Here is a 15,108-nt window from a genome sequence, read left to right as displayed (position 1 = left end):
CCACGACATGAGCAGCGCGGTCTTTAGCGATTCGTGGTTCCGCATCGCCCAGGCCCGCGTGGCACTGCCGGCCAGCACGCGCGTGGAACGCCAGCAATTTGGCGGCGAGCCGTGGTACGTGCTGCATGACAGCTTCACGCACCGCTACTTTCGGATCACGCCGCAAGCGTATGCCTTCATCGCCACGCTCACCCCCGAGCGCACGGTGGAACAAGCCTGGCTCGACTTTATCGCCACCCGCCCGGACGAGGCTCCGGGCCAGGAAGACGTGGTCCGCATCCTCTCCCAGCTGCACCTGGCCAACATGCTGTACTTCCAGGAGCTGCCCGACAACCAGGCCATCTACCGGCGCGGGCAGACGCAGCGCCGGCGCGAGCTGCAAAGCAAACTGATCGGTTTTCTGTACACCCGCATTTTCCTGTTCGATCCGGACCGGCTGCTGGGGCGCTGCAGCAAGCTGATCGCCCTGACCACCGGCCCCGGTGCACTGCTGACGTGGCTCTTGGTGGTGCTGGCCGGCGCGGCCACTGCCGTGCAGAACTGGGGCGCGCTGTCCAACCATTCGCAAGGCTTGTTCTCGCTGTCGAACCTGCCGTGGCTGATGGTGAGCTTGACGGGCATGAAGCTGCTGCATGAAACCGGCCACGCCTTTGTCTGCAAGCGCTTTGGCGGGTCGGTGCACGCCTTTGGCGTCATGTTCCTGATCCTTACGCCGCTGCCGTATGTGGATACCGCTTCCACCTGGGGCTTCAAGAGCCGCTTCGAGCGGGCGCTGGTGAGCGCCGCCGGGATGCTGGTTGAACTGTTTCTCGCTGCCATAGGTGCGCTGGTCTGGGCGCATACCAGTACCGGCGTGATCAACAGCCTGGCGTATAACGTCATGATCGTGGGGTCGGTGTCCAGCCTGCTGTTCAATGGCAACCCGCTGCTGCGCTTTGACGCCTATTACATTCTGGCCGACCTGATCGACATTCCCAATCTGTACCAAAAGGCGCAACAACACTGGATGTACCTTGGCGACCGTTACCTGCTGGGCAACCGGAACGCCGAAACGCCGGCCGTCACGTCGCGCGAACGGATCTGGTTTACCACCTACGGCGTCTCTGCGCTGGTGTACCGGCTGCTGGTGTCGACCGGCATCATCCTGGTGGTGATGGACCAATGGTTCCTGGTAGGGATGTTCATGGCCGTGGTGACGGGCTTGACGCTGCTGATCTGGCCGCTCAAGAAACTGTTCCAGCACTTGAATGGACCCAAGCTGGCCGGCATCCGGCGCCAGGCTTTCACCCGCGCCGCGCTGATGCTCGGCACTTTGGTTGCCGTTGTGCTGTTCATGCCGTTTCCCAACGCGATCCGCGCGCACGGCGTGTTGCAATCGAACGAATCGGCAGTGCTGCACACCGCCAGCGAAGCTATTTTGAAAGAACTGGTGGCCGCCAGCGGTGCGCAATTGCGCGCGGGCGACCCGATTGCCATCTTGGTCAATCCGGAACTCGACTACGACTATGAGCTGGCACGCCAGCAGAGCACGGAACTGGAAGTGCAATACCGCCAGTCGCTGCAGCGCAACCTGGCCGACAGCGCGCCGCTGGAACAGCGCCTGCAAGCCTTGACTGCGCAGATGGCTGAACTAGACCGCCTGCGCGCCCAACTGGTGGTGCGCGCGCCCCATGCGGGCCGCTGGGTGGCCGCTGCCGGCCTGAATGAGCGGCGCGGCGGCTGGATGCCGCGCGGCCACACCCTGGGCGAGCTGGTGTACGACAGTAACTATCGCTTCGTGGCCGTGGTGCCGCAGGAACAGGCCGACGAATTGTTCAGGCACAGCCAGGCCGGCGCGCAGCTGCGCCTGGCGGGCCAGGCCGACGTTACGCTCAGCGTGCCAAGCTACACCTTGATTCCCTACCAGCGCGACAAGCTCGCCTCCAGCGCGCTCGGCTTTGCCGGCGGCGGCGAAATCGCCGTCAAGCCCGGCGACCAGAGCGGCGAAGCGAGTGCCGAGTCCTTTTTTGAGGTGCGCGCCGCCTTGCCGGCCGACCTGCAAGGCGCGCAGAAAGCGGGCTTGACGGTGCTGCCGGGCATGTCCGGCGTACTGCGCATCAAACTGCCGGGCGAGCCTTTGTTTGCGCAGGCTAGAAAAGCCTTGCAGCAATTGTTCCAAAAGCGTTATGGCCTTTAATTTCCAGCAGCGGCGCGCCATCATGGGCGCAGCCGCCGTGGCGCTGGACGCGGCCGCCCGCATGGACCAGGCTGCACTGGCCGCGACCATCGAGCGCGGCCGCGCCGGTTTGCGGCGCGCCTGCGCATTAGGACAAGCCAACGGCGGGACCGCGCGCGCTGATGCGCTGGCGGCACTGGCATGCGCCAGCCGCGCCGCCTTCGGCCAGGCGCCCACGCCGGACGAGCTGGGCGCGGCGCTGGGCATGTACCTGGGCTATGCCGTGCAGACAGGCCACCTGGCGGGCAACGCGCTGGCCGTGGCCCTGTGCGCGGTGTTGCAAGCCTGGAGCGGACGCAATTGCCACGTGGTGTGCGGGGGCGAACAGGCCGCCGCGCGCGACACGGTCCGTTTTCAGGCGCTGTTCCAGTTGTGCGGCTGCAGCAGCGCGGCGCTGGGGCCGGGCATGCAGGCAAGCGACGCCGAAAGCGCCTACGCCAGCGACGTGCTGTACGCCAGCGCGCGCCAGTTGCTCTCCGATGTGATGCGCGAGCAACTGTTGCTTGACGGCGCCACCAGTCCCATCCGGCGCCATTTGCGCTCGGCCGGCCAGGGCGCGGTGCCGCTGATGCGTGCCAGCTCGGTGGCTATTGTTGCCGACATTGAAGCGGTGCTGGCCGACGATGCGTCGAGCCCGGTGATGTTGAGCGCGGCCGGCCAGCTGACCGTGCTGAACCTGGCCACGCTGGCGGCGCTGGAGCTGGTGGCCAGCCTGCAGCCGGAGGTCGACTACCTGATCGACACCAGCTTCGCGTGGCAAGTGCAGTTTACGCCTGGCGGAGAACACCGCCTGCACGAGCTGGCGGCCACGCTGTTGCCGGTCTACTGGCGCCACCCGCGCCGCTGCGCCGACCTGGTGAGCATGGCGATCCTGGCGCGCGACGTGCTTGAGCCGGACCGGCATTATGTGGTTCAGGAAGGGCGGGTGATGATCGCCGACGACAACGTCATGCGCTTGCTGGCAGGACGCGTCTGGCAGCAGGGGCCGCTGCAAGCGATCGAAGCGCGCGCGCAGGTGCCCTTGTCCACGCCGCCGCGCACCATTGCACGGGCCGCTTTTCAGTCATTTTTTCCGCGCTACGAACGGCTGGCGGGCGTGGGTCGCAACCTCGACGGGCTGGGGCGCGAATTGCGCGCCTGCTACGGTCTGCAAGTGCTCGCGCTCGGCGAGGGCCGTGCTGCGGCGCCCGCCCAGTGCCGCTATGAATTTGCCGACCGGGATGCCAAACTGCGCGCCTTTGTCGACTTGATCGTCGACATCTCCACCGGTGGCACGCCCGTGGTGGCCACCGCGCCGCGCAGCGTGGACCTGGCGGCGGTCGGGCGCTTGCTGGTTGAGCGCGGCGTCGCTTTCCAGCTGGTTGACGGACGCGATCGCTCAGCCGACACGCAGACGCTGGCCAACGCCTCAGCCGATGGCAAAGTCACGCTGCTGGCCGGAGCGAGCCTGCGCAGCGGCGAACTGACCTTGAGCGACAAGCTACACGTGCGCCCCTTGCTGCTGGAGCACTGGGACTTGCAGCGCGCCGACCAGGCGTTTTTTGCGCTGGGGGAGGACGCCGTGGTGTTCGCCGCGCACGATGAATTGGTGGAGCGTCCCTTGCCGGGGTGGGGCACTGCGCTGCGTTATCTGCTGCGCCACCGTGCCAGCGCCGTCTTCGGCGCCAAATACATTGTCAGGCTGTCGCAATGGCATGTGAACCGCCATGGCAGCCGCTACCGCGAATCGATGGCGTTGCGCGAAAGCCAGCTGGACGAACAGCTCGCTTTCTCGCGCAAGGCTTAGCATGGCGAGCGCTCCGCGCGTGATCGACGATTTTCTGGATCGGGAATTGTTCCTCTCGCTACAGGCTAAGCTGCTGGCGCCTTCGTTTGCCTGGGAAGAAAGCGCTATTCTTTCTGAGAAAGCGGCCGCGCACCTCGCTCCGTCCGAGAATGTGCAGCAGGTGCACGGCTTCTACCTCGTGAAGCGCGGCATCCGTTTTAGTTCGCCGACGCTGGAGATTGTGCGGCCCGTCATCAACAAGCTCAATCCCCTGGCCCTGCTCAAGGCCAAAGCAAACCGCACCGCGCGCACGGACCGGCACATCGAATACGGCTTGCATGTGGATACGCGGCGGCCCGGCGCCACCACGGCGATTTTCTATTTGAACACCAATAATGGCTATACGCTGTTTGGCGACGGCCAGCAGGTGGCCAGCGTGGCAAACCGTATCGTCATCATCGATGCCGCCACGCTCCACACCGGCGCGTCTTGCACGGACGCCGAGTACCGGATGGTATTGAACCTCAACCTGATGTTGGCTGCGCCCTGATCAACGCTGGTAGAAGGCGTCGCCAACAACCATGACGTCAATCTTGGAATCGTAGAAAAGTTCGATGGCTTGTTCGGGAAACGCTGCGATGGGTTTTCCAGCCAGGTTGAGGCTGGTGTTTAACAGGATTGGGCAGCCCGTCAGCGTATGGAAAGCGGCGAGCAGCTGCCGGTAGGCCGGGTTGCCGTCACCGACGAGCTGAACCCGGCAGGAACCGTCAACATGCGTGATGGCAGGGAAGGTGCCGGAGCGCAGCTGGCAGGTGTAGAGCATGAAGTCGTCGGCAAAGCCGTCGAAATAATCGCTGAAATGTTCCTTGAGAACGGAGGCGCCGAAGGGCCGGTATTGCTCCCGGTGCTTGACCGTGTTGATCCGCTCCTTCCCCTGCTGCAATCTTGGATCCATGAGGATGGAACGGTTGCCCAGCGCGCGCGGACCAATCTCGCCAAAGCCCTGGTACCAACCGACGATTTTGCCTTCGGCAAGCAGCTTTGCCGCGCGCTGTATGGTTGCGTCGGTTGGCGCGGCGACTGCGCAATCGGACTGCGCCCATGGAAACGCGGGCATGGACAGCGGCGCCTGGCCGTGCTCTTGCCGGAGCCATTCGAGGGCGCCCAGGCTCAGGCCTTCGTCGGACGCGTGGGGCGCGATGACGAGCTTGGGGAACACTTGCCTGAACATGGAATTCCACACGACGTTTTGCGCCACGCCCCCGGAGTAGGAGATGGTGTCGCCGGCATCGGCAAACTGCTTGAAGAAGTCGACCAGCATCGCGCCCATTTTGGCGTGCACGGTAGCGATCCAGTCCAGGTGGCTGAGCTTGCCCACCAGCGCATCGCCTTTGTAGGCGTACCAATGGCTGACCGACCAAAGCTCCTTGATCTGCAGGAAGGTGAAGCGGTCGAGGTAGTCGAAGTAGCCCTGGTCGAGCCGGCCGTATGCTTGCAGGCCCATGACTTTGCCGGCGATGTCGTTGTAGTGACCGTAGGTGATGTCGAGCAGCTTGCCCGCCTCGCGGATGCCCCATCCGATCGAGCCGTTGCGGATGTCGCCCGCTGCAATGAGCCGGCCGGCCTTGTACACACTCCACGGGCGCCCGTCGCCCAGGCCATCGATGACAATCTGTAGGGCCGGGGTTTGGGTCTCCAGCATCCAGGTGCTCAAGGCATGCGAATAATGATGGCTTGCGAACCAGCCCTGGCGCACGCCGAGGTAAGCGCACAGCCTGGGCGAGAGACGTTCAGCCTTGGAGGCGTCGCGCGCAAGCCGGTTCAGGACCTGCGGACCAAGTTCGCCCTTGAGCGCGGCCGGCAAGGCGCCGGGGTCAAAGCTGAAGACGATGTCGTCAATGGCGTCGATGTCGAGGTCCCAGATAGATTCGGCCTCGCGCTTCCAGTCCAGCAGCGCGTGGAAATGAAACCGCTTTTCCTGCTTGCGCCGTTCCAGCTTGAGGTACCTGACAACACGCCCGTCGTGAAAGCTCATGTTGACGTCGTGCCCGGGCATCGATACCGATAATAGTTTCATGGATAGTCTTGGGAGGTCGGTAACGCGCGGTAATGATGGTCAGTTCAGCCATCGGGATGCAGCTTGCTCGAGTTCCATTGTAGCAAACAGGATTAGCGGGATCGGTCATTGCTATAAGCGTTAACTAACGTACAGACTGCCGCTGATGGCGGACATAAGTTTGGATTAAAAATAGGAGATCGCCATGCTGCTGAACCGCTTTCGCAATCTACTGGTGGGAATCATTCTTGGGATGATGCAGACCAATTTGATCGGCTGCAGCAGTGGCGGTGACGGTAGCGTCACCTCTGCTCCATTACAGGGCGCTCTGTCATTGACAATTAGCGGCCTGCCGTCCGGGGTGGCGGCCCAGATCACGGTGACCGGCCCGGGAGGCTTCAGCCGGGCCGTGACTGCCAGTCAGGCATTGAACTCGCTCGCGCCGGGTAACTATACCGTCTCAGCTGAGCGCATAACCAGCGGCTCGCTCGGCTACACGCCGCTCCCGGTGAGCCAGGCCGTCGCGGTGACTGCGGGCAGTACCGGCGCCGCGAATGTCACATATAGTGCGGCGGCGCTGACGCTGGCCTTGCGCGAGATCGCCAGCGTGCCAGGCGCGGTGTTCGCGGCCGCACCCGAAGGCGACAGCCGCCTGTTCATCGTCGAGCGCGCCGGAAGGATCCGGATCGTGCAAAGTGGCGCTTTGCTCGCCTCGCCGTTCCTTGACATCAGCAGTCGGGTATCGACCCAGGGTGAGGGCGGTTTGCTGTCAATTTCGTTCCACCCGCAATACGCCAGCAACGGCCTCCTGTTTTTGTATTACACCGATCTGGGCAACAATATTGTCGTTGAGCGCCACCGTGCGTCAAGCAACCCCAATTTGGCCGACTCCGGCTCTGGGCTGGAAATCATTCGCGTTGCCCATCCCAACTTTAGCAATCACTTCGGCGGGACGGTCGCGTTTGGGCCCGATGGGATGTTGTACGCCGGGACCGGTGATGGCGGCGGTGGAGGAGATCCGGCCGGCAATGCCCAGAATCCCGCCTCGCTTCTGGGCAAGATGCTGCGGCTGGATGTATCGGCCTCTACCCTCATGCAGCCCTATGCGGTGCCTTCCACCAATCCGTGGTTCAACGACCCGGGCGGGCGGCGCGCTGAAGTGTGGGCGCTGGGTTTGCGCAATCCGTGGCGCTATACCTTTGACAGCGGCAATTTGTACATTGCGGACGTGGGCCAGGCGCGGCGCGAGGAAGTCAACATCGCCGCCACCAGCCAGGGCGGCCAGAATTACGGCTGGAATACCATGGAGGGCACGCAGTGCTACGGCGCCGCCGCCTGTGTTCAGGGTGGCCTGACGCTGCCGGTTTTCGAATATGACCATGGCGACAATGGCGCGAATGGCTGTTCGATCACCGGTGGCTACGTTTATCGGGGCAGCGCAATTGCCGAGCTGGCAGGGCACTATTTTTACTCGGACTATTGCAAGGAATTTTTGAAGAGTTTCTTGTATTCCGGCGGTACGGTCAGCGCCAGGAGTGACTGGGTGAAACCTGACATTGGCAACGTGCTTTCGTTCGGGCGGGAAGGCAACGGTGAATTGCTGCTGATTGCTGGCAGCGGGAAAGTGTACCGGATCGTGCGGGGCGGGTAGGGTGGGAGCTTGTTTCCGCAATCGGTCTTGATAGTCGGCTACGCCGTTAAGTCTACAACAGGAATAGCAATAGTTTATTTGCTCGGCCCCATGATGCCGATGGTCTGGCCCGGCTTGATCTCGAGCGACAGGTTTTCGTACACCAGCGGCAAATGCTCGCCATACTTGAAGGCGATATTTATCGATCTGGATCAGGCCATACCTGGCCGTGTCGCGCGACGTTATCACCGAGTAGGGATCCACCGGCGCGTTCATCAGGTCGCCCAGGCGCGCTACCGACAGGCTGGCCTGCTGGAACTGCTGCCACAAACCGACCAGGCGCAGCATGGGCTGGGACTAGCGTCCCGAAAACATCTGGAACGCGACCAGCATGCCGATGGTAAACGAGCTGTTGTGCATGACGGTGTAGGCGCCGATCCCGAGGGTCAGCAGGCTCATCAATTGTTCGAGCAGGTTGGACGCCGTGTTGTAGGTGTTCGCCAGTTGCTTGGTGGCAAAGCCCGCTTGCAGGTAGCTGGCCAGATAGCCGCTGTAGCGGCTGTTCAATTGCGGCTCGAGCTGGAGCGACTTAACCGTTTCCAGCCCGACCATGTATTCGGTGAGAAAAGCCTGGTTGCGCGCGCCCATCGTGAACTGTTCCTGCAGGCGCGCCATGGAACATGGGGGCGACGATCAGGCTCAGGATCACGATCACGCTCAGGATCGCCAACACGATCAGCGTCAGCGTCACGCTGTAGTAGAACATGATCGCCACAAAGATGAGCAGGAAGGGAAAATCGAGGATCAGCGTCACCGCGGCGCTGGCGATGAATTCGCGAATCGTTTCCACGCCGTGCAGACGGGCGGCAATGACGCCGGTCGGCCGGTGCTGGGAATACAAGGGAGGCAACTTGAACAGGCTTTCGAACACGGAGGAGCCATCGGACACCGCTCCTGTTCGAGATGTATTGACGGATGGGGATAGTGGCACACTCGTCAATTTCTTCGATGCCGAAGCGATTGCCGGGGCGGTCGCCCACGTTCTGCAAACTCCGGATATGCATCGCGCCCCGCGCCACAGCGCCATCCGCTACGCACAGGCGAATTTTTCGGTGCACAGCGCGATTGAGGCCTACCGGGTATTGCTTCGCTAACATGCATGAATCGAATTTGAACAATGGTCTGCTGGGCTTTTATCGCGCAGTCGTAGAACTGAAAAAGCGACCGGCCTGAAATCGCAAGACATCTCAATTTATAGACAGGAACACCCCATGGCATACCACCTCGAACCTATTACCAAAGCCGACCACGAAAAAATATTTCAGGATGCTGAAGCGTTCCCACGCAAGAAATCGTGGATGACCGCGGCAGTTGCTGCGTCTGCATTTCCTAAGAATTGGGCTGTCGACAGGGAGCGTAATTGCTACCTTCTCTGCATGCCGATCATGGTACGTACCGACTCTATGGAAGAGGGTTATATCGCATTTGTCGAGCGGCATATGCACCAGGTGAAGCTGCCGAATGTATTTGGTCAGACGGTTTATATCGACGAAGTGCCTTTGCCGTCGGGCGAGGCGTTGGCGGCACTGCATCAGGAAATATCTGCGGGCTTTGCTGTATTGGGAAAATTCGGCGACGGTCCCAAAAATGAATTCGGCATGGACGAATTCGCGATTGTGCCTGTGTTCGTTCAGAAAGGAGCTCGGGCATGACTAGCGCGGCAGGTGGCGGGCACCACGTCATGCAAAGTGATGTTGGGCGCTTGGCGCTGCCAGGTGAATTCAAGACAGCGGTCATGCGTGCCATCAAGCTTGAGGTATTCAATGATCCGGTGTACATCCCGAAGAACCTGGACGAGGCTGATAGGCTCCAGTTCAAGGCGAATGAGTTCTGGAACGGGAAAACCGGAACTGAGATGTGGGACCTTAAGCGCACGACCACCAATTCTTTCTTGGATATCGCATCCAAACAATCGATGGCGTGCGGGTGCGCAGTGATCGGCTCAAGCACGGCGCCGGTGCGGGAAGTGATTCGGCACGGTGAGAACGGCTTGTTGGTTGATTTCTTCGATCCTGGCGCTATCGCCCAGCAGGTCGCAGCCGCGCTGCAAAATGGCGGTGCCGTTGCCGCGCTACGCCAGCGCGCCCGGCACACGGCGCACGGTGGTTATGCCATCGCAACAGGTGTCCGGGGTTACCGCGCGCTGCTCGGCTTGGCCGCAGCGCGCGACACGACTGTGGGCGCTCACTCCCTTTCCGGCACGGTACATTGACCGTGGCCAACCAGATTACCCAAACTTTGAACATCTCATCCGCGCAGTCACTGAAGGTCACACTGTCGGGCACCCGTAAAAAATTTCATTCACAGGACAAGCATACTCATGGCATACGCACTCGAAACCATATCCCAGGCTGATCAGGAAAAAATTCTTGCGGACGCCGCAGCATTCCCAGCCAAGAAAACTTGGCTGTCCGCAGTCGCGCACTCACGGGTTTTCCCGAAAACATGGGCGGTTGACAGGGGGCGTGATTGCTATTTGATGTTCATGCCAGCCATGGTCCGCACAGACATGATGGAACAGCCCTATGTGGCTTTTGTCGACGGGCGCATGTACCAGATTAATCTTACGAGTATATTCAGCCACAGCATGTATTTTGATGAGCCATCGCTTCCCTCGGGGCCCTCGCTCAAACTTTTGCACCGTGAAGTCACTGCCGCGTTTGCCGTTCTGGGTGAATTTGGTGGAGGACCGATGAATGCACGGGGAGTCCCTGAGCATGAGATCGTGCCCGTGTTTGTGACGAAAGGGGCATGATCATGTCGATCACTTTCGAAGACGCGATCGCAAAAATCGTCACGGCATATTGGCCGCGACCCAGGCGAGCGCCGCATCGGGCTTGACCCTGGCCGGCGACGGCAGCTACCGCTACCTGCTCGACAATGTCGCCGCGCAGGCGCTCGCCGCCGGCACCACGGTGACGGAGCGCTTCGGCTACCTGGTCACCGATGGCCTGGCGCAAGCGGCAAGCGCGCTGGTGGTGACGATCAGCGGCAGCAACGACGCGCCGACCGTGGTGGCCGATGTGGCCGCCGTGGCCAGCGTGGGCGATGGCGACGTCGTCACGGCCAGCGGCAATGTGCTCTCCAATGACAGCGATGTCGACGCCGGCGCCGTGCTCGGTGTGGCCAATCCGGGCACCTACGAAGGCGCCTTCGGCAGCCTGACGCTGGGCGCGGACGGCAGCTACAGCTATGTGCTCAACGCACAGGCGGCGCGCGCGCTGGCCGAAGGGATGGTCGCGACCGACACCTTCGGCTACCGCGCCACCGATGGCATGCTTACCAGCAGCAGCGTTCTGGTGGTCACCATCACGGGCAGCAACGACGCCCCGACGGTGACGGCCGACAGCGCCGCCGTGACGGAAGACACGAGCGTAACGGCGAGCGGCAATGTACTCGCCAACGACCGCGACGCCGATGCCAATACCGTGCTGCGGGTGGCCAACGCGGGTGCCTACACGGGCACCTACGGCAGCCTGACGCTGGGCGCCGACGGCAGCTACAGCTATGCGCTCGACGACGTCGCGGCCCAGGCACTGGCCGAGGGCAGCGTCGTGACCGACGTGTTCCGTTATGTCGCCAGCGACGGCGCGATCGAGCGCGCCAGCGAGCTGGTGGTCACGATCGCGGGCAGCAACGACACTCCGACCCTGAGCGCCGACGTGGCGGCGGTGACCGAGGACGTGCCCGTCGCCGCCTCCGGCAACGTGCTGGCCAACGACCGCGATGCCGACAGCGGCACGCAGCTCACCGTCGTCAATCCCGGCATCTACACCGGCCTGTTCGGCTTCCTGCGCCTGGGCGCCGACGGCAGTTATGGCTATGTGCTCGACAATGTGGCGGCGCAAAAGCTGGCCGGCGGCGCGGTGGTCACCGAGACGTTCGTCTATGTGGCCAGCGACGGCATCGTCAACACGGAAAGCCGCCTGGTGGTGAGCATCACGGGCGCCAACGACGCGGTGGTGGTCGCGGCCGATACGGCATCGCTGAGCGAAGACGGCGTGGTGACGGCGGCCGGCAATGTGCTGGCCAACGACCGCGACGTCGACGCCGGTAGCGTGCTGGCGCTGGCCAATCCCGGCCAGTACAACGGCAATTACGGCAGCCTGACGCTGATGGCCGACGGCAGCTACCGCTACCTGCTCGACAACGCCAAGGCGCAGGCGCTCGGCGAAGGCAAGGTTGTCACCGACACCTTTACCTACCTGGCCACCGATGGCGCGCTCCAGAGCGCCGGGGTGCTGGTGCTGTCGATCACCGGCAGCAACGACGCGCCGACCGCAGTGGCCGACGCCGCCGCAGTGGCCGAAGACGGCAGCGTGACGGCCGCCGGCAATGTGCTGGCCAACGACCGCGATGTCGACAGCGGCGCGGTGCTCGCTGTCGCCAACCCGGGCACCTACAAGGGCGCCTACGGCAGCTTGACGCTGGTGGCGAGCGGCGGCTACAGCTACGCGCTCGACAATGTCGCAGCCCAGGCGCTGGCCGGCGGCGCGCTCGTCACCGACAGCTTCGTCTATCTCATCACCGATGGCCTGGTGCAGACGGGCGGCAAGCTGGTGGTATCGATCAGCGGCGACAACGACGCCCCGACGGTGGTGGCGGACGTGGCGGCGGTGACGGAAGACAGCAAGCTGACCGCGGGCGGCAACGTGCTGGCCAACGACCGCGACGTCGACAGCGGCGCGCTGCTGTCGGTGGCCGCTCCCGGCGCCTTTGCGGGCGCTTACGGGCGCCTGGCGCTGGCCGCCGACGGCAGCTATACCTACACGCTCGAGAATGCGGCCGTGCAGTCGCTCGCCGGTGGCCAGGTCGTCACCGATACCTTCAACTATGGCGCCAGCGACGGCGCCGTGCAAACGGCGGGCAAACTGGTGGTCAGCGTTACCGGCACCAATGACGCCCCGACCGTGGTGGCCGACAAGGCTGCCGTGCACGAGGACACTGTCCTCACGGCCAGCGGCAACGTGCTGGCCAACGACAGCGACGTCGACGCCGGCGCCGTGCTCAGCGTGGCCAATGCGGGTACCTACCAGGGCGCCTTCGGCAGCCTGAGCCTGGCCGCCAATGGCAGCTATACCTATGCGCTCGACAATGTCGCCGCCCAGGTACTGGCCGAAGGCGCGCTCGTGACCGACACCTTCAGCTACGTCGCCACCGATGGTGTTGCCACCACGGGCAGCCAGCTCGTGGTCAGCATTACCGGCAGCCGCGACGCGCTGAGCGTGACGGCCGACGTGGCAGCGGTGTCCGAAGACCGGACGCTGACGGCCAGCGGCAACGTTCTCGTCAACGACGTGGGCACGGCGTTGACGGTGTCGAGCGCGGGTGTGTTCCAGGGCAAGTACGGCGCCCTGAATCTGCAGAAGGATGGCAGCTACCGCTACACGCTCAACAACGGGGCGGCGGCGGTCCAGGCGCTCGGCAGCGCGCAGGGTCTCGACGACGTGTTCGCCTACAGCGCGACCGACGGCTTTGACACCAGGGCCAGCACTTTGAGCGTGCGCATCAGCGGCACCAACGATGCGCCCGATGCGGTCGAAGACGTGGCGTTGGCGGCGGAAGATCAGCTGGCGCCGGTCACCGGCAATGTGCTCACCAACGACACCGACGCCGATGCGGGCACGGTGCTGACGGTAAGCACGGTGGGGGCACTGGCCGGCACCTATGGCAGCCTGACGCTGCAGGCCAACGGTGCCTACAGCTACGCGCTCGACAACGCACGGGCCACGGTCCAGGCGCTGGCGGCCGGGCAAACAGTGTACGAGACGTTCGCCTACGCGATCGTCGACAACGATCCGACGGCCACGGCGGCCGACAGGGCGACGCTGCGGGTAGCCGTCAGCGGCAGGAACGATGCGCCGCTGCTGGTGAACAAGCTCGACGACAAGCAACTGGCGGCCAACACCGCGTTCAGCTACCAGGTCGATGCGGCCGCGTTCCAGGACGTCGATAAAACCGACGTGCTGCTCTACAGCGCGACCCTGGCCGACGGCAAGGCGCTGCCGCAATGGCTGCGTTTCGACGCGCCAAGCCGCACCTTCAGCGGCTTGATGCCGGCCAGCGCCACCGAAACGGTGCTGGGTCTGCGCGTCATTGCCACCGATCCCGCAGGCGCGTTTGCGAAAGGCGATTTCACGCTCAAGGTCGCCGGGGCGCCGGTACGGCTTGTGCTCAATGGCACCCCGCGCGACGACGTTTTAACGGGCAGCAACTACAACGATATCATCGATGGCAAGCAGGGCTGCGACCTGATGACAGGGCGCAAAGGCGACGATATTTACTATGTTGATGCGGTACAAGGCGGGTGCGACGACGATGACGACGACGACGGCCATGATTATTGCGCATGGCAGATCGCCAGCCGGCGCGGTGACAATGAGCGGGATGACGAAGATGACGATTGCCGGGACGAGCGGCACCCTGATGTAGTTGTCGAAAAAGCCAATGAAGGGTACGACACGGTCTATAGCAGCGTAAGCTACACGTTGGCGGCCAATGTTGAACAACTGCGCCTGCTCGGCTACGCTGACCTCGACGGCGCCGGCAACTCGCTCGACAATAAACTGGTCGGCAATGGCGGACAGAACCAGCTCGACGGCGGTGCCGGCAATGACTGGCTGCAAGGTGGCAATGGCGCCGACCGGCTGACCGACCTGGCCGGAAACAACACTCTCGACGGTGGCGCCGGTAACGATGTGCTCACCGGTGGCGCCGGCGTGGAATTGCTGATCGGCGACGACGGGGACGACGTGATCACCACGGGCTATGGTGCCGATGTGATCGCCTTCAACCGGGGTGATGGCAAGGATACCGTGACAGCCAGTAGCGGGGCCGACAACACGATTTCGCTCGGTCACGGCATCAAGTATGCCGACTTGCGTTTCGCCAAGAGCAAGAAGGACCTGATCTTGCTTACCGGCGCCAACGAGCAAGTCACTTTCAAGGATTGGTACGCCAGCGGCAGCAATCATAGCGTCGCCAATCTTCAGATCGTGATCGAAGGCACGAGCGACTATGATGCCCGCTCGCCCAACAAGTTGAACAACGCTAAAATCGAGGTGTTCAACTTCGACGGCCTTGTGTCACAGTTCGACAAGGCGCTGGCGGCCAATGCGCAGTTGACCAACTGGTCGCTGTCATCGTCGCTGCTCAACTTCCATTTGAGTGGCAGCAACAGCGTAGCCATCGGCGGTAACTTGGTCTACCAGTATGGGCTGAGCGACAGTGTGGAGACGGTGGTGCCGGCGGCAAGCGCGGCCGCGTTGAACGTTTTCGGATTGTCGAAAAATCGGCAGCAGGACGCCATGATGTCCGATTCGATGCGTGGCGTGTTTTAAGCGTGGCGTAGCGCTGATCCAGAACTCCATGCCGGCGCCAGC

The 15,108-nt window shown here is 63.0% G+C and carries 12 protein-coding genes; 9 read left to right on the top strand and 3 right to left on the bottom strand.

Features of this window, described 5'->3' with window-relative positions:
• Positions 1-7 precede the first annotated feature (7 nt).
• The 3 genes from ACP7D4_RS16865 to ACP7D4_RS16855 are packed head-to-tail and all read left to right on the top strand — an operon-like array spanning position 8 to position 4,530.
• A complete protein-coding gene (locus tag ACP7D4_RS16865; RefSeq protein ID WP_426210252.1) occupies positions 8-2,176 on the top strand; it encodes a hypothetical protein in 2,169 nt (722 codons plus the stop codon).
• Positions 2,166-4,001 carry a hypothetical protein gene (locus tag ACP7D4_RS16860; RefSeq protein WP_426210250.1) on the top strand — a complete coding sequence of 612 codons (1,836 nt, stop codon included), beginning with the start codon at positions 2,166-2,168 and terminating at the stop codon, positions 3,999-4,001. Before ACP7D4_RS16865 ends, ACP7D4_RS16860 begins: the two co-directional genes overlap by 11 nt.
• A gap of 19 nt (positions 4,002-4,020) precedes the next feature.
• Positions 4,021-4,530, top strand: coding sequence for a hypothetical protein (locus tag ACP7D4_RS16855; protein ID WP_426210248.1), 510 nt, complete (start codon positions 4,021-4,023; stop codon positions 4,528-4,530).
• On the opposite strand, the gene ACP7D4_RS16850 is transcribed toward ACP7D4_RS16855, so the two are convergent.
• Positions 4,531-6,057, bottom strand: a complete 1,527-nt coding sequence (locus ACP7D4_RS16850) for a carbamoyltransferase C-terminal domain-containing protein (RefSeq protein ID WP_426210246.1) — start codon at positions 6,055-6,057, stop codon at positions 4,531-4,533.
• Between the two features lie 184 nt (positions 6,058-6,241).
• Here ACP7D4_RS16850 and ACP7D4_RS16845 point away from each other — a divergent pair, with 184 nt between their 5' ends.
• On the top strand, positions 6,242-7,687 hold the full coding sequence (locus ACP7D4_RS16845; RefSeq protein ID WP_426210244.1) for a PQQ-dependent sugar dehydrogenase: 1,446 nt from the start codon (positions 6,242-6,244) through the stop codon (positions 7,685-7,687).
• 336 nt (positions 7,688-8,023) lie between these two features.
• Here the strand turns inward: ACP7D4_RS16845 and ACP7D4_RS16840 are convergent, their stop codons facing one another.
• Together ACP7D4_RS16840 and ACP7D4_RS16835 are read right to left on the bottom strand one after the other, a co-directional pair.
• Complete coding sequence (locus ACP7D4_RS16840; protein WP_426107916.1) at positions 8,024-8,278, bottom strand: ABC transporter transmembrane domain-containing protein; 255 nt, start codon at positions 8,276-8,278, stop codon at positions 8,024-8,026.
• The gene (locus tag ACP7D4_RS16835; protein WP_426107915.1) at positions 8,256-8,597 is read right to left on the bottom strand and encodes an ABC transporter transmembrane domain-containing protein; all 342 of its coding nucleotides are present in this window, start codon (positions 8,595-8,597) and stop codon (positions 8,256-8,258) included. Before ACP7D4_RS16835 ends, ACP7D4_RS16840 begins: the two co-directional genes overlap by 23 nt.
• On the opposite strand from ACP7D4_RS16835, the gene ACP7D4_RS16830 reads away from it, so the two are divergent.
• From ACP7D4_RS16830 to ACP7D4_RS16810, 5 genes are all read left to right on the top strand, one after another.
• Positions 8,578-8,820, top strand: coding sequence for a hypothetical protein (locus tag ACP7D4_RS16830; RefSeq protein WP_426210242.1), 243 nt, complete (start codon positions 8,578-8,580; stop codon positions 8,818-8,820). The genes ACP7D4_RS16835 and ACP7D4_RS16830 overlap by 20 nt on opposite strands.
• Before the next feature lie 117 nt (positions 8,821-8,937).
• Complete coding sequence (locus tag ACP7D4_RS16825; RefSeq protein ID WP_426210240.1) at positions 8,938-9,378, top strand: hypothetical protein; 441 nt, start codon at positions 8,938-8,940, stop codon at positions 9,376-9,378.
• Positions 9,375-9,938, top strand: coding sequence for a glycosyltransferase (locus ACP7D4_RS16820; protein WP_426107912.1), 564 nt, complete (start codon positions 9,375-9,377; stop codon positions 9,936-9,938). The genes ACP7D4_RS16825 and ACP7D4_RS16820 overlap by 4 nt, the downstream gene beginning before the upstream one ends.
• A gap of 108 nt (positions 9,939-10,046) precedes the next feature.
• On the top strand, positions 10,047-10,481 hold the full coding sequence (locus ACP7D4_RS16815) for a hypothetical protein (protein WP_426107911.1): 435 nt from the start codon (positions 10,047-10,049) through the stop codon (positions 10,479-10,481).
• 49 nt (positions 10,482-10,530) lie between these two features.
• Positions 10,531-15,066 (top strand): VCBS domain-containing protein, encoded by a 4,536-nt coding sequence (locus tag ACP7D4_RS16810; RefSeq protein ID WP_426210238.1) that lies wholly within the window; start codon positions 10,531-10,533, stop codon positions 15,064-15,066.
• Positions 15,067-15,108 lie beyond the last annotated feature (42 nt).

This window comes from Massilia sp. TWP1-3-3 (genome assembly GCF_049897805.1).
GTDB lineage: Bacteria > Pseudomonadota > Gammaproteobacteria > Burkholderiales > Burkholderiaceae_D > Telluria_A.
The sequence above is the reverse complement of the archived record's forward strand: the minus strand, read 5'-3'. Positions and strand labels throughout refer to the sequence as shown.